Source organism: Arcticibacter sp., from assembly GCF_045629565.1.
GTDB lineage: Bacteria > Bacteroidota > Bacteroidia > Sphingobacteriales > Sphingobacteriaceae > Arcticibacter.
In genome coordinates this window covers 1-21,458 of the sequence record NZ_JAZQRL010000007.1, presented here as the reverse complement: position 1 = coordinate 21,458, position 21,458 = coordinate 1, and the positions used below count along the sequence as shown (strand labels likewise).

Genomic DNA, 21,458 nt, shown 5'->3' with positions numbered 1-21,458 from the left:
CAAATCTTAAGGGTGCTAAATTAAGGTTAAAGGTAAAATTTATCTAAGTTTGTAAACAGACGATGAAGAAATTAATCATTTTCAGTTCTGTTCTATTAGTCGCGATCATATTCATCGCGGTCAAGTACTTTGCAGAACTTACCGGTAACTCCAACAGCAATACAAAAGTATTAAAATATATACCCTCAGACGCTACCCTGGTTGTCAATTTCAGTAATGACGAATCATTTTATGATATCGTGGAAGACTATGAGCTTTTTGGCGAGGTTATTGGTGAGCGACGCAGTGCTGAAATATCTCAGCTCAAGTCGGTTTTATTGAACGATCCCCTTGTTGCGGAGATAAGCAGCGGTGAAAAGGTTTTCATATCATTTCACCAGCTGAAAGCCGATTCGATCGACTACCTGTTCGCTATCGGAACAGGCTCATCGGTTAAAAAGGACGATGCAGAGCTGACCCTTAAAAATATTGAAGGAGTTAAATGCACGCCGATTGGCGAGAACTCAGTCTTCAAACTTGAATTGAGCACGTTAAAGCGTCCGTTCTTTATTCATATTGACAAGGGCGTGGTTATTGGCAGCTTCTCATTAGACCTCCTCACAATAGCTTTGAATGAGAAAAGCGACAAAATTCCTGATGATTTCATTGAGCTGATCAATAAGGAAGCGGATAAGAACCTGAATTCGCCCGTGAATCTCTTTGTAAACGCTGGAAATTTATCTCGCTTTGTGATGTCTTTTATGAACGGGCGTGCCAACGGTAATATGCAGCTTCTAAACGGACTGAAAGGATACGCTGCACTTGGCATGAACTTCAAGAGCGATGCGCTTATGTTTAACGGAAACAGTACGCCCGACACAAGCAGCAGTAACTACTTGAATACATTCCTTAAGCAACGTCCGGTTCAAAACCAGCTTAAAGGTATCCTCCCACAGAACACGGCTAACTTCCTGACCTTCGGCATTTCAAATTTTAAGATCTTTCATGCAGATTTAAGAAACTACTTTACCAAAAAGAAGGAGCTGCCCAGACTTCAGGCGCAGGTGAAAGCGATAATGACAGAAAGGTCGCTCAACATCGACCATGATCTGATCCCTAAGTTAGGCAATGAATTCCTTGTATTTGAAACGGCGGAAGGTGAAAAGCTGGCCCTGCTTAAACTGAACAATGGCCCGGCTCTGGAAGCTTCCCTTCAGCAGGTTTCCGGTAAAGCTTCCGAATTTATCAGCCGGATTGATTATTCTAACGTTTTCTATTACTGTTACGGGGATCCGATGAAACCTTTTGTGAGGCCATACTTTCAGATCTTCGACAACATGATGGTTCTGGCGAATTCACAGGGTGCGATTACGCGCTATATGGACAGCTATAAAGCTAGCAGGTTCTTGAATAAGTTAAAAGACTTCAAGGAGCACGACCAGCTGGTGGCAACGAGCAGCAATATTTCCTTTTTCGCTGAAAACAAAAATTCTTCCAGACAGATCCGCTCCACTTTGAAAAGCCGATATGCCGCCCTGTTTAAAGATGAAGAATCGGGATTGTCGAACTTTTACGGACTCTCTGTTCAATGGAGTTCTGCGAGTAAGCATTTCCAAACCAATGTATTTGCCAATTATAATACACTCGCGAAGCGCGACTTCAAGAAAGAATGGTCTTATAAGATGAACGCACGGATCGCCTCCGCCCCTCAGGTATTCAGGAGTGGTGATCAGCACATTATTATGGTGCAGGATAATGTTTATAACCTCTATGCGATCTCTGACGAAGGGAAGCGGATCTGGGCCACTCAGCTTCCCGGAACCATACGGGGTAAGCTCCACCAGTTGAAGGATGAAACTATTCTATTCAACACAGAAGACAGAATTTACAGGATTCATCCTGACGGATCTGCAGTTAGTGGATTTCCGGTATCGATTCCGCAGAAGACCGTACATGGCCTGACGTTGACAGGAAATGATCCGGCACAGGCAAAGATCTATATCGCCGCACAAAATAAGATTTTGGGGTATACAACCGAAGGAAAAGCGTTGGAAGCCTGGGATAAGAATCTGCCTTCCAGAATCTTTACGGAGCTGGTTTATACTGAAGCCGGAGAAACACCGTACATTATCGCGGGTACAAGAACAGGCGAGTTCTTCTTCTTTGATGAGCGGGACGGATCACTCCTGCACCAGGCTTCAGAGAAGAATGTAGTTACAGATTTCCGTAGTGGACTCTTTCCCGTTATTAAAGAACGGGCGGAAGATTCCTGGATGGTAACAACAGACACGGCGGGCGTGCTTCACGAGATTTCTTTTACTGATTCCGTCTCGCGGACCAGCATCGGTGTCTGGGATGAAAACCATGTATTTGGTTACAAAAATATTACCGGAGATAGTTATCCTGAGTATATTTACCTTGATAATAAGGGATTATCCGTATTCAACCGTGACAATACATCTGTTTTCAGCTATGAATTTGAGGATTCGGTTAAGAGAAATCTACAATTTTTCAGCACTGATAAGAGCTCCTGGAGCATTGCTGTTTCGTCTTACCAGAATAATGAAATATATCTATTTGACAATGAAGGGAATGTATCCAGAGGTTTTCCGATTAAGGCTGTTGGAGAGTTCTATATGGGCGTTATTCGAAACGATGGTTTGCGCTACCTTATCTGCGGCAGTCCGGATGGCAACCTACATGCGTACAAGCTATAGATCGAGGGCTGCCTGGTGCGGCCTTCTGTTTTTTTTCCTCTCATCTAAAGTCCCCGCACAACAGTTTTCGCTTTACGGAACAGGATCTTTGTGGGATTCTTTTGAGAACCCTGCGCAATCTCCTTTCGAGCTGAATGAAAGCAGGCAGTTTGCTTCGAATTTCTTTGTGCCAAACAGTGGTGTGAACTTGAAGTTTAACGGACCGGCACAGGTTGCGCTCAAAAACATTCTCCTCTATTCGAATGGTCTCTCGATCAGTGATCTGGATGTCGATGCCCGGCGGTTTAACAGGCTTAATGCGAGTGAGAATTCATATCTCCTGATGCTGCGGCTATTTAAGACAGTTGATCATAGGCGTGAACTTGGCTTTTCATGGCAAACCAGGGCAGAGAGTCATGGAAAGCTTCATAACCAGGCTTTAATTGTATTTAAAACGGCTAACGAACAGGGGATTAATGGCATTGATGAGTATTTGAACAGAACAGGTCCTAATCAGCTCCGCGCCACCGACCTCCAGGCTCAAGCCTACCACCAGATTGGATTTACATTCAGGGAGCAGTACAATCAAAAATTTAGCTACGGAATTAAGCTGAGCTATCTCAGCGGTATCGCTCATAATTCTGTCAAGGTGCGATCGGGCGAACTTAATATTGACCCTGCCTCTCCGGATTACCGGACTTTTACTGTCGGCGGAGTTCTGCGCAGCAGCTACTATGACAATATAGCCTGGGATGATCTACGTCCTAACTTCCGTAATCCGGGTATGTCTTTAACGCTTAGCAGCAATATGAAGCTCAGGGACGGTTGGAATGTACTGACCAATCTGAAGGATATAGGCTTTATCCGTTGGAGTAATGATTCTTATAGGAACGGCTCTGATTTGAATATAAACACGCTGGATGATGCAGAAGATCAATTAAACAACATACAGGATGTGCTGGTGAGAGAACGCTACACATCGGTGATCAACGGAAAGGCGGAAGCTCTTATATCAAAGAATTTCGGTGCGTTTAAGCTATCTGCATTGTTGTCTAAAAGTCTTTTCAACAATAGCGGAGATATCGTTCTTATGAATTCCTTTCGATATAAAATTTTACATATCGGAGCTTCAGGGGCGTATAATCTCAACGATTACTTCCAGTTTGGAGGACAGCTTATGCTTAAGTCGCCCAATGTGGAGTTCTTCATGGGAACCGACAATCTCTTCCAGTCTTACAAGGCCGGGGTGTTACTTACCGACGATCAGAATCGGCGTAAAGAACGATTGAACGAAGGAATCAAAGGAGCATCAGCCTATCTCGGCTTCTCACTGAAGTTTGGCAGAATTGTAAGTGACCCCCAAAATGAGAATTACATCCCAGGCATCAACCACCGGATTCCCGGGACAGGGTTCCTGAACAAGATATTTGGAAAACGTGACTAGATGACTTTGGGTGTAGTTGCGACGAAATCTTTGAGGTAATAAGGCTCGAAATAGGCGATATCTTCAAAAAGCTGCTGATTAAAGCGTTTGAAAGCTTCCTCACTCATATCTGATGCGGAATTTTCAAACGTGGTTATGAAGGAGGCGTTTGCCTTCCTTCCAAGGATCTCCATACATTTCCCGGCACCATCACCAAAAAAAAGCATCTTCCTGCTATCGAGTAAGTCAGCGAAGGAATTTTCGTCAATTATCTTTGCCGAAACAGGAATGATTTCGTTTAAGACATTGTCATAAACAGCAGTGTAGACTTCCATTCTCCGTGCATCGATCATCGGACACAGTAAAGACGCTGCGTTGCCCGAATTCACCTCCCTGTTGGAAGCCATAGCTTTTAGGGTGTCGATAGCGATCAAAGGAACGTCAAGAGCATAACATAATCCTTTGGCAGTGGAAACACCAATTCTCAAACCCGTATAGGAACCTGGACCTTTACTGACCGCGACAGCGTCCAGATCGCTCAGTCCCTTCCCTGCTGATTTCATTACCTCTTCGATGAATAATGTAATACTGGAGGCGTGGATGTTTCTTTCCGAAGCTTCTTTACAAGCTATGGTAGCTCCGTTCTCAGCAAGAGCTACAGAACATGATATGGTAGATGTTTCGATTTGAAGTATTAATGCCATGAATTAGATGATGATTTAATTCCAGATTTAATTAAGGGACAGGATCATGTCCATGACCGCCCCAGGGGTTGCACCTGCCGATACGTTTGATGGTAAGCCAGCCGCCTTTAAACGGCCCGTGCTTTCTGATCGCTTCTGCACCATACTGCGAGCAAGTGGGTGTAAACCGGCATGATGCACCAGTTAAGGGAGAAATAAAATACTGATAAAACCGGATTACTATTAGAAAAAGACGTCCGATGAGCCATGAAAGTCCGCTAATTATCCTCTCTATCATATGCTTTATGCAAGTGTTTAAGAACAGTTAACAGCTTCTTTTCTATGATCTTGTAATCGGCTATCTCATTGCCTATATAGCTCAATGAGAGGATGATGCGGGTGTCGTTCCTGGTCAATACAGGATATAGGTGAGTATCTTTATGCAGCCTGTAAGCTTCCCGTATTCTTCTCTTTAGCAGATTCCTGTCTACTGCCTTTTTGAACTTCCGTTTGGGAACGGCAACTACAACCTGAACCGGGTAATGGTCAGAAGTAGCTTCAGGCATATGAACAACCCGAAACGGGTATACTAAAAAAGAAGAACCGCTAGTAAAAAGCTTCTTTAAAAGCCTTTTGTTACATAACCGTTCTTCTTTCTTAAATGTATGCATGTACTGATTGCTTTACGCCTGAATGCAGATAATCTGCAGCTCCGTAAGGACAACGGCTGCAATCAATAATTATGCTTTATGACGACGCTCGTCAGATACTGATAGTCTTTTTCTACCTTTGGCTCTTCTTGAAGCTAAAACCCTTCTACCATTGGCAGTGCTCATACGCTCTCTGAATCCGTGCTTATTTCTTCTTTTCCTCTGGGAAGGCTGGAATGTTCTTTTCATGACTTATATAAAATATGACTCTTTCTTACAAAGAGCGCAAATATAGAGAGATTTTTTTTATTGTCAAATTTTGTATTAATAATATGTGTTTTTAAAGGATTGCTTACATTTGATTTTATGGAGGAAGTGTCTCAATTAACAGAATTTGGAAAAGTATTTATAATTCTTCTGGTGGGTATAATGGTTGTGTCGGGCACCATGCTTTTGTCAAGACTTCTATCCCCCTCCAGGCCAAATGCGTTAAAACTAAGCTCTTATGAATGTGGTGAGGAACCAAGCGGAAATGCATGGGTACAAATTAACTCCAGATTCTACGTTATTGCGTTGGTGTTTCTTCTTTTTGAAGTTGAGATGATATTTATTTTTCCGTGGTCGACTATTTTTGCACAAAAAGAACTGATTGGTGCAGATTCTAGCTGGGGATGGCTGGCGCTGATTGAAATGTTCATCTTCGTTGGCATCTTATTACTGGGGCTCGTCTACGTTTGGAGACGAAAAGACCTAAACTGGATAAAGCCGAAGCCTACACTGTCAGTTGTGGAAACGGCCGTACCTCTGAGTGCATATGACAGGATCAATGCTGAAACCTACGTCACACGAGCTTTTTCTGCAGAACCGTTAAAGACAGCACCAGAGCAATTAGCTCCGGTATCATCACCCAAGCCGGCATTTAAGCCTGCTTTTAAAAGAGTACAAAAATGAGTTTAGATAAAATGTCGCAGGATGGTGGAGTAATGGTTACTAAACTCGACGACCTGCTTAACTGGGCCCGGCTTTCTTCGCTGTGGCCTGTCAGCTTTGGAATAGCATGCTGCGCGATAGAAATGATGGGTGCTTATTCCGCTAATTTTGACCTTGACCGGATTGGGGTATTTCCCCGGCCTACGCCAAGACAATCTGATGTTATTATAATTGCGGGAACGGTAACGTTTAAAATGGCTGAACGGATCAGAAGGCTCTATGAGCAGATGCCGGAACCCCGCTACGTTATTTCTATGGGATCTTGCTCAAACTGTGGTGGTCCTTACTGGCAACATGGTTATCATGTTGTAAAAGGTGTCGACCGTATCATACCCGTGGATATATATGTACAAGGCTGTCCGCCACGCCCCGAGTCCCTGATCGGTGGTTTCCTTGAATTGCAGAAAAAAATAACCGAAGAGAGTCTTCTGACATCCAGCTGATTAACCAGCAATTTCGTGTTAGATTATGTAGTCTCCAGGGGGATATATATTAGCTTTTTTCGGAGATTTAGAGTAAACTTGCACGAATGAAAGCATTTTATGGTGATTTGCGCGTAGGAATTCTTGGAGGAGGCCAGTTAGGCCGTATGCTTATCCAGGAAGCAATAAACTACAACGTTAATATCCGAGTTCTCGACCCTGACCCGGAGGCGTCTTGCAGATATCTGTGTAATAAGTTCGTAGTTGGTTCTCTAACAGACTATGAAACGGTCTATGAATTCGGTAAAAATCTTGACCTTCTTACTATCGAAATAGAGAAGGTTAACGTCGATGCCCTTCAGAAGCTGGAGGAAGAGGGCGTGCTCGTCTATCCTGAGCCACGTGTCATCCGGTTGATTCAGGACAAAGGGCTTCAAAAAGAATTTTTCAAGCAACATGGCATCCCATCTGCGCCGTTTCAGCTGATAACGTCGAGGGCTTCGTTAAAAAACGCTTCTATTCCTTTCCCTTTCATACAAAAGCTGAGGAGAGACGGCTATGACGGTAAAGGCGTATATAAAATAAAAAACGAAGGTGATTTTGATACTGCATTTAATGAGCCGAGCATAATTGAGGAGTGGGTTGATTTTGATAAAGAGATTGCGGTAATTGTCGCCCGGAATAATGATGGGGAAACAAAAGCTTTCCCTTGCGTGGAAATGGAGTTCAATCCAGACGCTAATCTTGTTGAATTTCTCATCTCACCCAGCACCTTACCTCTTGAGGTACAGCAAAGGGCAGAGTTTCTAGCTCTTGAAATTGCTAATTCATTAAAAATAACCGGACTTCTGGCTGTCGAAATGTTTCTAACCAAAACAGGCACCATTCTCGTGAATGAACTGGCTCCAAGACCGCATAATAGCGGTCATCATACGATTGAAGGAAACTACGTCTCTCAGTTTGAGCAACATCTCAGGGCAATCTTTAACCTTCCCTTAGGCGATATCAGACCGGTAAGCAATGCTGTCATGATCAATTTACTCGGAGAGCCGGGATTCGAAGGACCAGCTGTATACGAGGGCCTGAATGATATCCTGAAAATGGACGGAGTATACGTTCACCTTTATGGAAAGAAGTTCACTAAACCGTTCAGAAAGATGGGTCACGTAACCATAATTGATGATATACGTGAGAAAGCTGTAGAAAAAGCCCGTTTAGTTCAAAGCATAGTTAAAGTAATAGCTTAGTATATACATGAAAGTTGGAATTATTATGGGCAGCAAATCGGATCTACCGGTTATGCAAGATGCCGCGGATGTTTTAAAGGCTTTGGGTGCCGAATTCGAAATAACGGTAGTATCTGCGCATCGCACACCGGAAAGAATGTTCCAATATGCTAAAACCGCTGCTGAACGAGGAATCAAAGTGATCATTGCGGGTGCAGGTGGCGCAGCTCACCTTCCGGGTATGGTTGCATCAATTACGCATCTTCCGGTTATTGGCGTTCCTGTTAAGTCTTCGAACTCAATAGATGGCTGGGATTCCATTCTGTCTATCCTTCAAATGCCAAACGGAATTCCGGTTGCCACTGTTGCCTTAAACGCAGCAAAGAATGCCGGCATCCTGGCAGCGCAGATCTTAGCAACTGCAGATCCTCGAATCACGGAAAATCTTAAGGCTTATAAGGAGGACCTCAAGCTGAAGGTTGAAGAAACCGCACGGGAGATGGAATCTGCGTTTAGTTCCAAAGCGGATTCTCCGGAAAATTAACGATATGAGCAAACCTGGGACCCAGGTTTGCTACAATCTCCTTCCATAAACCCTCTTCATTATTTGCATTCATCACGAAAGCTGCTTTATAGTTATCGGTAACCAACCAGGAGTTTTGCTCAAGCTCGCGATCTAGCTGCCCGGGTTCCCATCCTGAATACCCAACAAAGAATTTTATTTCATCCTGCCCTATTTGCTGCGTGTTGATTAACAGCAGCAACGCTTCGAAGTTACCACCCCAGAATATCCCTTTGCTGATTTCCTGCCCGCCACTGATTCTCTCGTCACAACAATGGATAAAATGCAGTGTGTCTGCTCCCACCGGTCCACCCACATAAATCGGAAAGTTCGCGTCCGGACAATCCGGCAAAACGTCCTTCAGCAAGAGATTGCTTCTCTGGTTCAATACATATCCGATTGTCCCCTCTTCATTATGTTCTGCCAGCAATACGACTGACCTTTTGAAGTTGGGATCAAGCATGAACGGTTCGGAGATCAGCAAACTTCCTTTTGTTGGTTGGGTTTTATTCAGCATATATCAATAACAATGTCATGCGATTATATGTTTTTATAAGATTCCTAACTAATCTCGGTGTTTATAATAGTTAGATTCATGCAATTACTAACTTTGTATAGTTATGACCTTAGATAAAGAGACCATCCAAAACCTGCGACAGGACTATAAAAGTGCTACCCTATCTGAAAAAGACGTTGAAGCCAATCCGGTTAGCCAATTTTCAAAATGGTTCGCCGAAGCCATGGCTTCGCAGATATATGAGCCGAATGTTATGACACTGGCTACAGCAACCGCTGACGGCAAACCCTCAGCGCGGGTAATGTTGTTAAAGGGATTCGACGAGCGAGGGTTTGTTTTTTATACCAATTACCTGAGCCGAAAAGGTCAGGAGATTACCAAGAATGCGCAGGCTGCAATGGTTTTTTTCTGGCAGGAATTGGAACGACAGGTTCGAATCGAAGGAACCCTCGAAAAATTAAACGAGAAAGACTCGGAAGCTTATTTCCATTCACGCCCAAGGAAAAGTCAGATCGGAGCTGTTGCATCACCTCAGAGCCGTGAAATAGACAATAAAGAGTTTCTTTTAAACAATCTCACACTTCTTGAGGAGAAATACAAAGATGGTGCAGAGGTTGCGAAGCCACCACATTGGGGAGGTTATGTCGTAAAGCCTACCTTTATTGAGTTCTGGCAGGGCGGATCAGGGAGACTTCACGACCGGATTGCCTACAAACTGGTAGACAATAATTGGAAAATTGTACGATTAGCTCCTTAAAATGACGTTCGAAGAAATAAAAATCCTGCTGACTGATAAATTTGGTCAGGATGTGATCGTAGGCGAAGAAACCACCGGGCGCCAGCCTGCACTGGTCATTAAGCCAGAAGCAATAGCAGATGTCTGTCTGGAATTAAGAGACAACGACAAGACATGGTTTGATTTTCTGGCTTCACTTAGCGGCGTTGACTATGGTGTTGAGGAAAATATATTTGGCGTCGTTTATCACCTCGCATCCATACCTTATAAAAGTTCCCTGACATTAAAAGTACGCAAGTACCATGACCGTAGTCGCGAGGAACTGCCCTCCTTCCCAACCGTATCTGAAGTTTGGAAAACCGCCGACTGGCACGAACGTGAGGCCTATGACCTTGTCGGAATAAGATTTGAAAACCATCCTGATCTTAGAAGGATTCTGCTTCCGGACGACTGGGAAGGTCACCCCCTAAGGAAGGATTACAAGGCGCAGGAATATTATAACGGAATTAAAGTGGACTAATGGAATCAACACGGTATCATAAGCTTATATCAGAAGTGGAACCTACTGAAATGGTTCTGAACATGGGTCCCCAACACCCCTCCACCCATGGAGTTCTGAGGCTTGAACTGATCACTGACGGGGAGATTGTGAAAGAAGTAATCCCACACGTAGGCTATCTTCACAGATGCTTTGAAAAGCATGCGGAGAATCTGACGTATCAGCAGACTATTCCCTTCGTTGACCGCCTCGACTATCTGGCTTCCATGAACAGCAGTCATGCCTGGGTGATGGGGGTTGAAAGAATGCTGGGTATAGATGGAGACATCCCGAAGCGGATTGAATACATACGCGTACTTGTCTCTGAATTGAACAGGATAGGTTCTCATCTTATCGCTTTAGGGACGTATGGAATAGACATCGGTGCCTTTACGCCTTTTCTGTGGTGTTTCAGGGATAGGGAACACATCATGAATATGCTTGAATGGGCTTCAGGATCGAGGATGTTATACAACTATATCTGGGTTGGCGGGTTGTATTATGACCTTCCGGTTGGTTTTGAAGAAAGGTGCAAAGAATTTATCGACTATTTTAAACCAAAGATGGGCGAGTTAAATGAACTGCTAACCGGAAATGAAATCTTCATATCCAGAACTGCCAATGTAGGTGTATTGCCACTCTCCACGGCGATCAATTACGGATGCTCAGGACCTATGCTGCGTGGATCGGGGCTGAAATGGGACCTAAGACGAGTTGACGAATATTCAGCATACCCAGAGCTGGAATTTGAGATTCCGGTGGGTAAGGGCGAAATGGGCACTGTGGGAGACTGTTGGGACCGGTTCAAGGTTCGTATAGATGAGATTGAGCAGTCGGTGGGTATTATCAGTCAGTGTTTGGCACGACTACAGAGCGATCTCAAGCGTACAAAGGAATTTGACCCGAGAGCGAGGCTGCCTAAAAAAATCATTCCTAAGGCTCAGGATTTCTACATGAGGGCAGAAAACCCCAAGGGGGAACTTGGCTTCTACTTTATCACAGATGGAAAGTCTGAAATACCCAGGCGTGTAAAAGCGCGGGGACCAAGCTTTTGCAACTTATCAGTCATTTCTGAGATCTCCAGAGGAATTCTTATCGCAGACCTGATAGCGATAATAGGCTCCGTCGATATTGTACTTGGCGAGCTGGACAGATAATAAGACAAACCCTTATAACACAAAGAAGCCGTTTGGAAATCCAAACGGCTTCTTTGTTCACTCAAACTAACTCTTATCAATAAACCTTAACCATGTAAATGTAATTGCCTATCTTTTTGATCTGCTCACTTCTATTTAACGACGCTAACGTGTTCTTAGTATTGACTGAAACTTTTCGTCCTAAGGAATCTTTCGGAATAGCATCAATAGCTTCAAGGAGGTAAGCAGACTTAATTGCGAAAGATGCACCATCAGTACGATCTTGTTTTGCATTTACTACTCCAACTACATTTCCTTTACTATCGAGCAGCGGACCTCCACTATTTCCTCCATTCACGGAAATATCAACTTGGTAAGCAAGCGTATCCCCTGCATACCCACTCTTGGAACTTAAGTATCCGCGGGTGTAGGTTATGTCGTCTTTAGGATAGCCCAACGTATAAACATCCAGTCCCAAGTCCGCACCTGATTTCTTAAACGAATAAGGAAGGGATTTTGGTAATTTGAAAGAAGCGTCAGTCACTTTCAGTACAGCAATATCGTAAGACGGGTGAACATAAACTGTTGTTGTTTTAAATGAGTTTCCATCATTATCCTCGATATAAACAGAGTCGGCCCCTTTGACTACATGATAATTAGTCACTACATATCCTTCTGTGTTCAACGCAAAGCCTGTACCTCCAAATAGAGATGGAGCCGAAGGCTCTTTGGTGGTGGCATTAATATTTTGCAATATCTCGTTCTGAGAGCGCTTAACCTTTGTATTAATATCTCTGCTCCATTCTCTCCGAAGTGCGTTATAATCCGAACGTATGGAAGTAGCCTTGTTGAAATAGCCCGTGGAAAATAACGTAGTAAAGACTGCCATAAGCGCAACAGATGCAGCTATAGCACCATTAACCCGGTATTTTCTCCACATCGTTCTGACTTTCAGTCCGAACGGGATCACCTCTTCTCTGATCGACTCGATATCAAGACCTGCATGAATGGCATTCATGTCAGAAATCAGCTTACGATGCTCTCCGTAATCCTTCATCTGTTTGATAAACTGCTCATGCAATACCACCTTCTGGTCCAGATCGGGATCAGAAGCTCTTAATCGTTCGAAAGCAGCAGCCTCATCAGCCGACATTTCGTTCCGTAAATATGCTTCAATTTGTTCTGTAATATCCATAATCTAAACTCCTTTATACTTGAAAGAATAGTTTCTTTAAGCGTTGCAGGCATTTGTATTTCTGATTCTTTGCATTATCAGCATTTGTGTAACCAAATTTCTCACAGATCTCCTGCATAGATCTGTTGTTTATATAGTAATCCTCAATAATCGTCTTACAAGGCTCTCCGAGTCGTCCTAAAGCTGCTTCCATCATGGTAAACTGTCGGTCTTTCTCTTCATGCCTTTCGATGTCATCTTCCACAGTAAGCACATCCTCGAAGTCTGTAATATTACCCGTATTACGACTTTTCTGCGAAAGCCTTTTTAACCATAGCCTCCTGCATACTGAGTAGATAAAGGTTTTGAGCTTACTATTCAGCACAAAATCACCCTTCTTGACTTTATCATAAAGAACGATAACAGATTCCTGGAAAACATCCTTCGCATCATCGTCATTCCCGTTATTCATTACCACAAGCTGCAAAATCATCGGAAAATACGCTTTATATATTTCTTCCAGTATGCCCTTAGAACCATTCAGAATTCCGAGGATCACCTCATTATCCGCTGGCTCTGACCTTTTTATCATTCTACTCACTATTTATACCTTTTTAAGAAATTTGTAACCCAATGATAAGTAAAATTAGAAAGAAAAAAATATTGAGTTATTTGGGTTACTTTTCGGGAGACCTGGTATTAACAGTAAATTGTTTGTAAAAAATCATAAAGACATTAAAATGAAAAATCTAGTAAAATTCGGTTTCTTAGCATTGGCTATCACTTTAACAGCATCTGCTTGCAACTCTACTAAAACTGAAAGTGGTGCTGACTCTACTTTGGTAGATTCTGCTACAACTGACACTACTATGCTATCTGACACTACTGCTGTTCTTGATTCAACTGTAGTTGTTGATTCAACTGTAGCTCAATAATCTTTGAGAAAAAGCGAGAAATATTTTTGATTTTTTTCGCAAGTCAAGGTTACCTATTAGAAATACCGGTATTAACAATAAACTATTAAAAAATAAAATGAAAAATCTATTTAAATTCGGCTTTTTAGCTTTAGCTATTACTCTTTCTGCATCAGCTTGTAACTCTTCTCAAACTGAAAACAACACTGCAGATTCAATCGATTCAACTGCAGATGCTAGCATCGATTCAATCGACGCTTCTGCTGACGCTAAAACTGACACTATCGATTCAGCTTCTTCTGCTGCTGTTGATTCAATTCAGAACTAATATTCAAAACACACTTTCTGTTCCTTACAGAAGGACATGTTTTAAAACCTGTAGCTTATCAAGTTACAGGTTTTTTTTTGTCTTGCCTTACAATCTACAATACTTTTTCCCTGTCTTCCATAAAACATTAACTTTGGCAAAATTTACAAAATGATACTATCTTCACTAAATGCCATATCTCCTGTTGATGGGCGATATGCAAATTCCACCCGCGAACTATCAGCATATTTTTCAGAGGCCGCGCTCATCAAGTTCAGGGTCTATGTGGAAATAGAGTACTTCATCGCACTGGCATCTATTCCTCTTCCCCAGCTTGAAAACTTTCCAGCCGGGCATTTTGACGCGCTAAGGTCTATCTATATTAATTTCAGGGATGAGGATGCTTTACGTGTTAAGGAGATAGAACGTGTTACCAACCATGACGTTAAGGCGGTTGAATATTTCATAAAGGAAGTTTTTGACAGTCTGAATTTACAAGAATATAAGGAATTTATACATTTCGGACTTACATCTCAAGACATCAACAATACGGCAATACCCTATTCGCTAAAGCTTGCTGTCGAAGAATCTTACCTGCCTGCTATTACCGAGCTGATCGATAAGTTAAAGGGACTGGCTTCAGACTGGGCAGAAATCCCGATGCTGGCGCACACACATGGACAGCCTGCTTCACCCACCCGCCTGGGTAAAGAGATCTACGTCTTTGTGGAACGTCTGGAGGCTCAACTCGAGCAGTTAAAAGTAATCCCATTTTCCGCGAAGTTCGGTGGCGCGACGGGTAATTTCAATGCACATCACATCGCTTACCCTTCAATCGACTGGAAGCAATTCGCGAATAACTTTGTTAACAACCAACTCCACTTAAATCGCTCACAGTACACTACACAAATAGAACATTACGATAACTTCGCTGCACATTGCGACGTATTTAAGCGGATCAATAACATTATTTTGGATCTCGACCGCGACATGTGGATGTATATCATGATGAACTATTTCGGCCAGAAAATCAAAGCCGGAGAAGTTGGTTCATCAGCCATGCCACATAAGGTAAATCCGATTGACTTTGAAAATTCTGAAGGAAACCTGGGAATAGCGAACGCACTTTTTGAACACCTTGCTGCCAAACTGCCGGTATCCCGCCTACAAAGAGACCTGACCGATTCTACAGTGTTAAGAAACGTAGGTGTACCGATAGCACACTCGCTGATAGCCGTGAAGTCGACCTTAAAGGGGCTTGGAAAGTTACTCCTCAACAGAACCGTAATTGAAGGACATCTGAATGAGAACTGGGCGGTGGCCGCAGAAGCCATACAAACCATTTTAAGGAGAGAGGGCTATCCCAATCCGTACGAGGCATTAAAGGAGCTCACGCGGACCAATGAGAAGGTGAGCGCTTCAACCATATCCGCTTTCGTGTCTACCCTCAACGTTTCAGAAGACGTGAAGGATGAAATCAGAAAAATCAGTCCACTCACCTACGTTGGCGTATAATCCAGGGCACACCTGTCGCCTGTGGGTCATCTACACGTAAAAAGCTCAGCTAACACAGGGGCAGGCTGATATTTTTGATAATTTTGTATAAAACATACATCTAATGGCAATTAATATAAACGTATATACAGAGTCCACACCCAATCCAGCTACCATGAAGTTTCTGGTGAACAAGCTTCTGCTTAACGGAAGTGTGGATTACCCGACGAAAGAGAGTGCTGAGGCCTCTCCCTTTGCAAAAGAACTTTACAAGTTTAATTTCGTAAATGGTGTTTTCTTTGCAAGTAATTTCGTCACTGTTACCAAAACGGAAGATGCTGAATGGGCCGACATAGAGCCGATACTTAAGGAATTTGTTAAAGGTGCCACCGAGGCAGAGCTGCGCGTTAAAGATGTAGTGGTAGATGAAAACACGGCGTTTGAAGGAACAGAAACTGAAATTAAGATCCAGCAAATTCTTCACGATTACGTAAGACCTGCCGTAGAGCAAGATGGCGGTGCTATCAGTTACCGATCTTTTGAAAATGGTATAGTGACTGTTGAGCTAAGAGGATCTTGCAGTGGATGCCCGTCTTCCACCTACACGTTGAAAGCCGGTATTGAGAGTCTTTTAAAAAGGATGGTTCCCGAAGTAACAGAAGTTGTTTCCGAAGCTCTTTAATGTTTACGCAGGTCATATCTGCCATCAGTTCATATAGATTTCCTTTTATAAACAGAAGCCCCTTAGTAAGAAACTAAAGGGCTTCTGTTTATCAGCCAACGGCAGTCGAGTCTCACGTCTAACAACAAACCGGGAGTATTGGCGGCTTAATCGCTAAAATGCTTACTAATGACTTGGTGAAGCTCTGAAGCGATAAAGGGATTACCTGCGATCAGCTCCCTTGCCTCAAACACTTCTTCCGTGCCGGAAAAGTTTGTTACCAATCCTCCGGCCTCACGAACAAGGATGACACCAGCTGCAATATCGTATGCGTTAAGATTATATTCAAAAAATCCGTCAAACCTACCGCAGGCTACATAGGCGAGATCTACCGCCGCTGAACCTATGCGCCTTAAGCCGTGGCTTACCTGAGTAAGTTCCCTGAATACGTTAATGTATCTTTCTAGTTTTTCGAAGTTATAATAAGGAAACCCCGTCGCGAGTAAGGAAGCAGAAAATGTTTCATTGCCCGTTACCGTAATTTTCTTACCATTCATAAAAGATCCGCCGTCCTTCCAGGCATAGAAACACTCATCCCGATTAACTTCATAGATAACCCCGATAAGCAGTTCATCGTTCTTTTGGAGAGCGATACTCACGGAGAAAGCAGGTATGCCATGAATAAAGTTGGTGGTTCCATCAAGAGGATCTACGATCCAGTTATACACTTCGCCAACTTTGTTAATCGTCTGCTCTTCCGTAACGAAGCCTGCTGCTGGTAAGTATTTGGATAAGCCGGCAACGATCATTTCTTCAGCACCCTTGTCAACGTAAGATACCATATCGTTAAGCCCCTTATACTCAATCTTCGCAGCATCAAATCTGGAGGATTCTTCGCGGATGAACGAACCCGCCGACTTTGCCAGTTCTATTACCTGATTGGTTAAATGCTCTAAATTCATACTGACTGGACTTTCTGGCTTTTGTAATTATTCAGCGACCAAATGATCCCTGCTACTCCTAGCAAAACCATTATGGTGGAAATAAGTTCGGCCTGAGTAAAACTAAGCCCCCCTACATGATATTTAGAATTAACCCGGATAAGCTCAATAAGAAAGCGCTCAACACCTGCTAAAATAAGGTATAGAGAAAACATCATTCCCGCAGGCTTTATCTTTGTTCTCAGAGACCACAGCACCGCAAATAGTAAAAGTCCGCCCAGGAACTCATACAATGAGGTGGGGTACACTGCTACAGGAAGCTCATTACAATACCGGCCGACACATCCCGGAATAGGTACACCTTCATTAATAACATTATGGGGAAATTTAAATGACCATACCCAATCAGGAGCCCAGCTAAGCCATCCCGGCTTCGGGCTGTAATTTTCAATACCCCAGTCACCATCTCCCGACATGTGGCATCCCATCCGACCGACAGCATAGGCAAGCATCATACCTGGTCCGCCTACATCCAGCATATGAACCGGCTTAATTCCCCTCTTATGAGCCAGATATAAAACTGCGGCACCACCACAAATTAAACCACCATAAAAGGTGAGTCCGCTAAACGCAATAAGGCCACCTATCGGGTCGCGCATAAACTCATCGAAATACTCCAAATTGTGGAAGATCTTTGCACCGAGAAAGCCCCATACAGCTGCCCAAACGATCAGCGTGCTCATATACTGGTAAGGATGAACGACTTCTTCGACAACCCGCGGTTTTGGGAGTTGAACTTTCTTTTTATCGTTAAAAGCCATGAAAGCAAAAGCTAAACCGACAATTAGGCCACCGAAAAAGTTGCCTCTCCCCGATAAAATAAAGCTTTGCGGATCATTGACGAATTCGCTATAACTAAAAATGGCGGCAACAATTTTATATCCTAACAAGAAACCAAACAAGCCATTCATCAGCATTTCCGAAGTAGAAGCAGGCTCGCCAATGGTAACCTTTCTTTTGAAAGGATGAACCAGTCCTTGTTTCTCCTTTCTCTTTAATTCTTCGCTAAACGCCCAATAGCCCGCCACGAAGGCAAGTGCTACAAAGAAGCCAAACGTTTGGATGGGAAGCGGAATATTCAGTCCGGTGAGATACTCTATCAGATGCGAGAGGTTAGGAAACATGGTTGATTATGAAATGAATAATAAAAATTAATGAATCAATACTTCAGCTGCTGCTTCCACTACTTCGACATCGCCATCGTCTGCTACTGAAGTTAAAAGAACAAGCCTCGTTTCGTTCACCAGTAAGGGGTCAAACTTCACTTTAACCCTTACATAATTGGACGTGAAACCATGCATGTAACCATCTTTCTGGTCAGCCTCAAACAGCACGAGTTGATTACTGCCCAATTGACTTGTATAAAATGCCCTTCTTTTTTTGTCAGACAGGATGTGAAGCATTTTGCTCCGATCCGCTCTTTGTGATCCGGGTACCGGATCGGGCATTTCAGCAGCAGGAGTATTTTCACGCTCTGAATAGGTAAACACATGGAGGTAGGATATATCCAAGCCATTTATAAAATTATAGGTGTCGAGAAAATCTTCTCTCGTCTCTCCCGGAAAACCCACTATCACATCAACACCGATGCAGCAGTCGGGCATTATCGCCTTTATCGCTGCAACTTTCTCCTGATAGAGGTCCCGCTTATAACGCCTGCGCATTAAACCCAGTATTTTATTACTGCCAGATTGCAAAGGAATATGAAAATGCGGCACAAAACGCTTGGAATTCGCTACAAATCTAATAATTTCTTCGGTAAGCAAATTAGGCTCAATAGACGATATGCGAATCCTATCGATACCCTCCACTTCATCAAGTGCTTGAACCAGATCAAAAAATCTATCTTCCCTTGCGCCTTCTCGAATACCGAAGTCTCCAATATTTACACCTGTTAAAACAATCTCTTTCACGCCGGAAGCAGCGATGGCCTGCGCCTGGGCAACAACGTTTTCGATTGTATCACTTCTGCTGGAGCCTCTTGCCAGAGGAATCGTGCAAAATGTGCATGAGTAATCACATCCGTCCTGAACCTTTAAAAAGGTACGGGTGCGGTCGCCATATGAAAAGGATGGCACGAATTGATTTGCTTCGACAATCGGCTGGTTATGGACTATCGTTTTCGGCTGCTTGGTTAAATCGGTCAGATACTCAATGATCCGAAACTTTTCTGCTGCCCCAAGAACCAGATCCACGCCCGGAATTTCAGCTATTTCTGCGGGTTTGAGTTGAGCATAGCACCCTACGATTACAATATATGCGTTAGGCGACTGCTTAAGAGCCTCCTTTACTACTTTTCGGCACTTCTTATCCGCGTTGTCGGTAACGGAACAAGTATTTATAAGGAATACATCCGGAGTGTCTGTAAAACTAACCGTCTGGAATCCCGCTTCACTGAATAACCTTCCTATTGTTGAAGTTTCAGAATAATTAAGTTTACAACCTAGCGTGTAAAATGCAACTTTTCTGCTCATAATCAAGGGGCAAAGATAGTTATTTTTACTATTTACTCGCCCCATCGAAACGAAGAAACTTCGAGGTCGGCAAGATCAAGTACCCGGTCAACAACCGTAGCAGCAAGCTCTTCAAATGACTTCGGCAGGCTGTAAAAAGAAGGAGTTGCCGGACATACAATCGCGCCTGCCTGTGTAACCAATTTCATATTCTGTATATGTATCAAGCTCAGAGGCGTGTCGCGGGTAACAAGAATAAGCTTTCGGCGTTCCTTCAATATCACATCGGCGGCTCTGGTAGTAAGATCATTTGATACCCCTGAAGCAACGCGGGCGAGTGTACCCATAGAGCATGGACAGATGATCATGGTATCATATTTTGCCGATCCGGAAGCAAACGGCGCATTAAAGTCTGTTTTGGAGTATATTTTGAAGGGATAATTTCGATAATTCTGATTTTGCAATTCAAACTGCCATACCTGTAAGGCGTTATCGGACATAATCAATCCTACTTCCAGGTCCTGACCTGGCCGTTCCACTAGCTTGTCAAGTAACACTTTCGCATAAATTGCACCACTGGCACCAGTTACGGCTATTACAACTTTTCTTTTTATCATGATTACTCAACAAATAAGTATAATTGTGGTTGAAAATAAAAAAGGGTCGAATACAAGTATTCGACCCTACATCTACCTATGAAAAACATGCCCTTTGAGAGGGCATACAAATATAGTTATAAGCTCAACATTCACAAAATATTTAACAGGTTTTACACATAAAGTTCACTTTAAAGACAACTGACTGATAGACAGTTAATTTAAAATTAAAAAAAAAATAAAACTTTGACTATATAACCGTGTTTATCAAGGTTGGAACCTAAATTCGTCAAACTTTTCCCTTTAAAAGGGTATAGCTTTTAAAATAAGCTGTATTGAGCATCTTCGACTGCGGCTAGCGGACTGGTCGCAGCGGGCTCTCCTGGCTCCTTCCCTATCCGGAATATCTGCGACTCATTATAGCGGGAAGCAACAATCACCTGAGTTTTTCCAGCATGCTCATTAAACAAATTTTGAACGAGATCAGGACAGTTGTTATCTTTCGACAAATGCGATAACAGTAGGTGACTCAAAGACGGAGCCCGGTGATTTAAGAACAACTCAAGTGCTTCCCTGTTAGACAAATGCCCTTTTCCGCTTCTGATCCGATTCTTTAAGTAATACGGATATTTTCCCTTGCTGAGCATCTCATCATCGTAATTAGCCTCCAAAAAAACGGCGTCGCACATGTTAAAATATTTAATAACCTGCTCACATGCGCGGCCGATATCGGTCATCACTCCAATGGTAATAGTACCAGCCCTGACAATAAAACTATGCGGATCGCAAGCGTCGTGAAGTTTGGGGAATGACGTAATCTCCAGTGCTCCAATCCTCACTGGCTGGTTAGCATCATATTTTCTTATCAAATCTTTTTGAACGTTTACACATCCGTTATAAATCATCGTCTGGTTCAAATAAACAGGAATCTGATATTTTCTGGAAATAACAGCTATGCCTTTTATATGATCTGTGTGTTCATGTGAGACGAAAATTGCTTTAATGGAACGGATGGATATACCCAGGCGTAACATCCGGGCCTCGGTTTCCTTGCATGATATACCAGCGTCTATAAAGATCCCACCGGTCTGATCACCGATGTAGTAACAATTGCCATTGCTGCCCGAATTAAGAGATGCTATTGATACCGACATAATTATTTTGCCGTAAAAATACTAAATGTTTTAGCTCTGTAAATAAAAAAGAGGATGCATATTCAATTTAATGCAGACAAGTGTGTTAAAGATCTGCATTTCTGTACACTTGCTTGCCACCACCCTGCCAGCAGCTGGTGGTCAGC

At 43.1% G+C, this 21,458-nt stretch carries 25 protein-coding genes; 13 read left to right on the top strand and 12 right to left on the bottom strand.

What is annotated here, in order from left to right:
- The first annotated feature begins 62 nt into the window (after window positions 1-62).
- Window positions 63-2,696, top strand: coding sequence for a hypothetical protein (locus ACKI5J_RS00725; RefSeq protein ID WP_407425493.1), 2,634 nt, complete (start codon window positions 63-65; stop codon window positions 2,694-2,696).
- Window positions 2,680-4,119, top strand: coding sequence for a DUF5723 family protein (locus tag ACKI5J_RS00720; protein ID WP_407425491.1), 1,440 nt, complete (start codon window positions 2,680-2,682; stop codon window positions 4,117-4,119). The genes ACKI5J_RS00725 and ACKI5J_RS00720 overlap by 17 nt, the downstream gene beginning before the upstream one ends.
- Here the strand turns inward: ACKI5J_RS00720 and tsaB are convergent.
- From tsaB to rpmH, 4 genes are all read right to left on the bottom strand, one after another.
- Window positions 4,116-4,802 (bottom strand): tRNA (adenosine(37)-N6)-threonylcarbamoyltransferase complex dimerization subunit type 1 TsaB, encoded by a 687-nt coding sequence (tsaB, locus tag ACKI5J_RS00715; protein ID WP_407425489.1) that lies wholly within the window; start codon window positions 4,800-4,802, stop codon window positions 4,116-4,118. The two genes, ACKI5J_RS00720 and tsaB, sit on opposite strands and share 4 nt — an antisense overlap.
- A gap of 31 nt (window positions 4,803-4,833) precedes the next feature.
- Complete coding sequence (yidD, locus tag ACKI5J_RS00710; RefSeq protein WP_407425487.1) at window positions 4,834-5,079, bottom strand: membrane protein insertion efficiency factor YidD; 246 nt, start codon at window positions 5,077-5,079, stop codon at window positions 4,834-4,836.
- Window positions 5,060-5,452, bottom strand: coding sequence for a ribonuclease P protein component (locus ACKI5J_RS00705; RefSeq protein WP_407425485.1), 393 nt, complete (start codon window positions 5,450-5,452; stop codon window positions 5,060-5,062). The genes yidD and ACKI5J_RS00705 overlap by 20 nt, the downstream gene beginning before the upstream one ends.
- A gap of 69 nt (window positions 5,453-5,521) precedes the next feature.
- Entirely contained in the window at window positions 5,522-5,680 is a 159-nt protein-coding gene (rpmH, locus tag ACKI5J_RS00700) for a 50S ribosomal protein L34 (RefSeq protein ID WP_092390256.1), read from the bottom strand.
- Between the two features lie 117 nt (window positions 5,681-5,797).
- Here rpmH and ACKI5J_RS00695 point away from each other — a divergent pair, with 117 nt between their 5' ends.
- From ACKI5J_RS00695 to purE, 4 genes are all read left to right on the top strand, one after another.
- The gene (locus ACKI5J_RS00695) at window positions 5,798-6,382 is read left to right on the top strand and encodes an NADH-quinone oxidoreductase subunit A (protein WP_407425483.1); all 585 of its coding nucleotides are present in this window, start codon (window positions 5,798-5,800) and stop codon (window positions 6,380-6,382) included.
- Window positions 6,379-6,864: an NADH-quinone oxidoreductase subunit B gene (locus tag ACKI5J_RS00690; RefSeq protein ID WP_407425481.1), complete on the top strand. Its 486-nt coding sequence runs from the start codon at window positions 6,379-6,381 to the stop codon at window positions 6,862-6,864. Before ACKI5J_RS00695 ends, ACKI5J_RS00690 begins: the two co-directional genes overlap by 4 nt.
- 86 nt (window positions 6,865-6,950) lie before the next feature.
- Entirely contained in the window at window positions 6,951-8,090 is a 1,140-nt protein-coding gene (locus tag ACKI5J_RS00685) for a 5-(carboxyamino)imidazole ribonucleotide synthase (protein ID WP_407425479.1), read from the top strand.
- Between the two features lie 7 nt (window positions 8,091-8,097).
- Window positions 8,098-8,613 (top strand): 5-(carboxyamino)imidazole ribonucleotide mutase, encoded by a 516-nt coding sequence (gene purE / locus ACKI5J_RS00680; protein ID WP_407425477.1) that lies wholly within the window; start codon window positions 8,098-8,100, stop codon window positions 8,611-8,613.
- Here the strand turns inward: purE and ACKI5J_RS00675 are convergent.
- On the bottom strand, window positions 8,582-9,148 hold the full coding sequence (locus ACKI5J_RS00675; RefSeq protein WP_407425475.1) for a YqgE/AlgH family protein: 567 nt from the start codon (window positions 9,146-9,148) through the stop codon (window positions 8,582-8,584). The genes purE and ACKI5J_RS00675 overlap by 32 nt on opposite strands.
- 103 nt (window positions 9,149-9,251) lie before the next feature.
- Between ACKI5J_RS00675 and pdxH the strand changes: the two genes are divergently transcribed.
- Genes pdxH through ACKI5J_RS00660 form a run of 3 tightly spaced genes read left to right on the top strand, consistent with a single transcriptional unit; the run spans window position 9,252 to window position 11,579 of the window.
- Complete coding sequence (gene pdxH / locus ACKI5J_RS00670; RefSeq protein WP_407425473.1) at window positions 9,252-9,905, top strand: pyridoxamine 5'-phosphate oxidase; 654 nt, start codon at window positions 9,252-9,254, stop codon at window positions 9,903-9,905.
- 1 nt (window position 9,906) lies between these two features.
- Entirely contained in the window at window positions 9,907-10,404 is a 498-nt protein-coding gene (locus ACKI5J_RS00665; protein WP_407425471.1) for an NADH-quinone oxidoreductase subunit C, read from the top strand.
- The gene (locus tag ACKI5J_RS00660) at window positions 10,404-11,579 is read left to right on the top strand and encodes an NADH-quinone oxidoreductase subunit D (protein WP_407425469.1); all 1,176 of its coding nucleotides are present in this window, start codon (window positions 10,404-10,406) and stop codon (window positions 11,577-11,579) included. Before ACKI5J_RS00665 ends, ACKI5J_RS00660 begins: the two co-directional genes overlap by 1 nt.
- Window positions 11,580-11,655: 76 nt before the next feature.
- On the opposite strand, the gene ACKI5J_RS00655 is transcribed toward ACKI5J_RS00660, so the two are convergent.
- Together ACKI5J_RS00655 and ACKI5J_RS00650 are read right to left on the bottom strand one after the other, a co-directional pair.
- Window positions 11,656-12,753 carry a trypsin-like peptidase domain-containing protein gene (locus ACKI5J_RS00655; protein WP_407425467.1) on the bottom strand — a complete coding sequence of 366 codons (1,098 nt, stop codon included), beginning with the start codon at window positions 12,751-12,753 and terminating at the stop codon, window positions 11,656-11,658.
- Between the two features lie 13 nt (window positions 12,754-12,766).
- A complete protein-coding gene (locus ACKI5J_RS00650; RefSeq protein ID WP_407425465.1) occupies window positions 12,767-13,324 on the bottom strand; it encodes an RNA polymerase sigma factor in 558 nt (185 codons plus the stop codon).
- 148 nt (window positions 13,325-13,472) lie between these two features.
- Between ACKI5J_RS00650 and ACKI5J_RS00645 the strand changes: the two genes are divergently transcribed.
- The 4 genes from ACKI5J_RS00645 to ACKI5J_RS00630 all read left to right on the top strand — a co-directional run bounded on the left by ACKI5J_RS00645 (window position 13,473) and on the right by ACKI5J_RS00630 (window position 16,129).
- Window positions 13,473-13,667: a hypothetical protein gene (locus ACKI5J_RS00645; RefSeq protein WP_106292830.1), complete on the top strand. Its 195-nt coding sequence runs from the start codon at window positions 13,473-13,475 to the stop codon at window positions 13,665-13,667.
- Window positions 13,668-13,764: 97 nt separating this feature from the next.
- Window positions 13,765-13,974, top strand: a complete 210-nt coding sequence (locus ACKI5J_RS00640) for a hypothetical protein (protein ID WP_407425463.1) — start codon at window positions 13,765-13,767, stop codon at window positions 13,972-13,974.
- A gap of 150 nt (window positions 13,975-14,124) precedes the next feature.
- Window positions 14,125-15,468: an adenylosuccinate lyase gene (gene purB, locus ACKI5J_RS00635; RefSeq protein ID WP_407425461.1), complete on the top strand. Its 1,344-nt coding sequence runs from the start codon at window positions 14,125-14,127 to the stop codon at window positions 15,466-15,468.
- Between the two features lie 109 nt (window positions 15,469-15,577).
- Window positions 15,578-16,129: a NifU family protein gene (locus ACKI5J_RS00630; RefSeq protein WP_407425583.1), complete on the top strand. Its 552-nt coding sequence runs from the start codon at window positions 15,578-15,580 to the stop codon at window positions 16,127-16,129.
- 146 nt (window positions 16,130-16,275) lie between these two features.
- Here the strand turns inward: ACKI5J_RS00630 and ACKI5J_RS00625 are convergent, their stop codons facing one another.
- From ACKI5J_RS00625 to ACKI5J_RS00605, 5 genes are all read right to left on the bottom strand, one after another.
- Complete coding sequence (locus ACKI5J_RS00625; RefSeq protein WP_407425459.1) at window positions 16,276-17,070, bottom strand: inositol monophosphatase family protein; 795 nt, start codon at window positions 17,068-17,070, stop codon at window positions 16,276-16,278.
- Window positions 17,067-18,233 carry a prolipoprotein diacylglyceryl transferase gene (locus tag ACKI5J_RS00620; RefSeq protein ID WP_407425457.1) on the bottom strand — a complete coding sequence of 389 codons (1,167 nt, stop codon included), beginning with the start codon at window positions 18,231-18,233 and terminating at the stop codon, window positions 17,067-17,069. Before ACKI5J_RS00620 ends, ACKI5J_RS00625 begins: the two co-directional genes overlap by 4 nt.
- Window positions 18,234-18,260: 27 nt before the next feature.
- Window positions 18,261-19,583, bottom strand: a complete 1,323-nt coding sequence (mtaB, locus tag ACKI5J_RS00615) for a tRNA (N(6)-L-threonylcarbamoyladenosine(37)-C(2))-methylthiotransferase MtaB (protein WP_407425456.1) — start codon at window positions 19,581-19,583, stop codon at window positions 18,261-18,263.
- A gap of 32 nt (window positions 19,584-19,615) precedes the next feature.
- Entirely contained in the window at window positions 19,616-20,179 is a 564-nt protein-coding gene (locus ACKI5J_RS00610; protein WP_407425454.1) for a UbiX family flavin prenyltransferase, read from the bottom strand.
- Between the two features lie 299 nt (window positions 20,180-20,478).
- Window positions 20,479-21,312, bottom strand: coding sequence for an MBL fold metallo-hydrolase (locus ACKI5J_RS00605; RefSeq protein ID WP_407425452.1), 834 nt, complete (start codon window positions 21,310-21,312; stop codon window positions 20,479-20,481).
- Window positions 21,313-21,458 lie beyond the last annotated feature (146 nt).

Coding starts and splice junctions, on each gene's coding strand:
- ACKI5J_RS00655 (WP_407425467.1), bottom strand. CDS start 12,753: ATGGATATTACAGAACAAATTGAAGCATATTTACGGAACGAAATGTCG.
- ACKI5J_RS00640 (WP_407425463.1), top strand. CDS start 13,765: ATGAAAAATCTATTTAAATTCGGCTTTTTAGCTTTAGCTATTACTCTT.
- rpmH (WP_092390256.1), bottom strand. CDS start 5,680: ATGAAAAGAACATTCCAGCCTTCCCAGAGGAAAAGAAGAAATAAGCAC.
- ACKI5J_RS00620 (WP_407425457.1), bottom strand. CDS start 18,233: ATGTTTCCTAACCTCTCGCATCTGATAGAGTATCTCACCGGACTGAAT.
- mtaB (WP_407425456.1), bottom strand. CDS start 19,583: ATGAGCAGAAAAGTTGCATTTTACACGCTAGGTTGTAAACTTAATTAT.
- yidD (WP_407425487.1), bottom strand. CDS start 5,079: ATGATAGAGAGGATAATTAGCGGACTTTCATGGCTCATCGGACGTCTT.
- ACKI5J_RS00665 (WP_407425471.1), top strand. CDS start 9,907: ATGACGTTCGAAGAAATAAAAATCCTGCTGACTGATAAATTTGGTCAG.
- pdxH (WP_407425473.1), top strand. CDS start 9,252: ATGACCTTAGATAAAGAGACCATCCAAAACCTGCGACAGGACTATAAA.
- tsaB (WP_407425489.1), bottom strand. CDS start 4,802: ATGGCATTAATACTTCAAATCGAAACATCTACCATATCATGTTCTGTA.
- ACKI5J_RS00675 (WP_407425475.1), bottom strand. CDS start 9,148: ATGCTGAATAAAACCCAACCAACAAAAGGAAGTTTGCTGATCTCCGAA.
- ACKI5J_RS00625 (WP_407425459.1), bottom strand. CDS start 17,070: ATGAATTTAGAGCATTTAACCAATCAGGTAATAGAACTGGCAAAGTCG.
- ACKI5J_RS00610 (WP_407425454.1), bottom strand. CDS start 20,179: ATGATAAAAAGAAAAGTTGTAATAGCCGTAACTGGTGCCAGTGGTGCA.
- ACKI5J_RS00725 (WP_407425493.1), top strand. CDS start 63: ATGAAGAAATTAATCATTTTCAGTTCTGTTCTATTAGTCGCGATCATA.
- ACKI5J_RS00605 (WP_407425452.1), bottom strand. CDS start 21,312: ATGTCGGTATCAATAGCATCTCTTAATTCGGGCAGCAATGGCAATTGT.
- purB (WP_407425461.1), top strand. CDS start 14,125: ATGATACTATCTTCACTAAATGCCATATCTCCTGTTGATGGGCGATAT.
- ACKI5J_RS00720 (WP_407425491.1), top strand. CDS start 2,680: ATGCGTACAAGCTATAGATCGAGGGCTGCCTGGTGCGGCCTTCTGTTT.
- ACKI5J_RS00695 (WP_407425483.1), top strand. CDS start 5,798: ATGGAGGAAGTGTCTCAATTAACAGAATTTGGAAAAGTATTTATAATT.
- ACKI5J_RS00660 (WP_407425469.1), top strand. CDS start 10,404: ATGGAATCAACACGGTATCATAAGCTTATATCAGAAGTGGAACCTACT.
- ACKI5J_RS00705 (WP_407425485.1), bottom strand. CDS start 5,452: ATGCATACATTTAAGAAAGAAGAACGGTTATGTAACAAAAGGCTTTTA.
- ACKI5J_RS00650 (WP_407425465.1), bottom strand. CDS start 13,324: ATGATAAAAAGGTCAGAGCCAGCGGATAATGAGGTGATCCTCGGAATT.
- ACKI5J_RS00645 (WP_106292830.1), top strand. CDS start 13,473: ATGAAAAATCTAGTAAAATTCGGTTTCTTAGCATTGGCTATCACTTTA.
- purE (WP_407425477.1), top strand. CDS start 8,098: ATGAAAGTTGGAATTATTATGGGCAGCAAATCGGATCTACCGGTTATG.
- ACKI5J_RS00685 (WP_407425479.1), top strand. CDS start 6,951: ATGAAAGCATTTTATGGTGATTTGCGCGTAGGAATTCTTGGAGGAGGC.
- ACKI5J_RS00690 (WP_407425481.1), top strand. CDS start 6,379: ATGAGTTTAGATAAAATGTCGCAGGATGGTGGAGTAATGGTTACTAAA.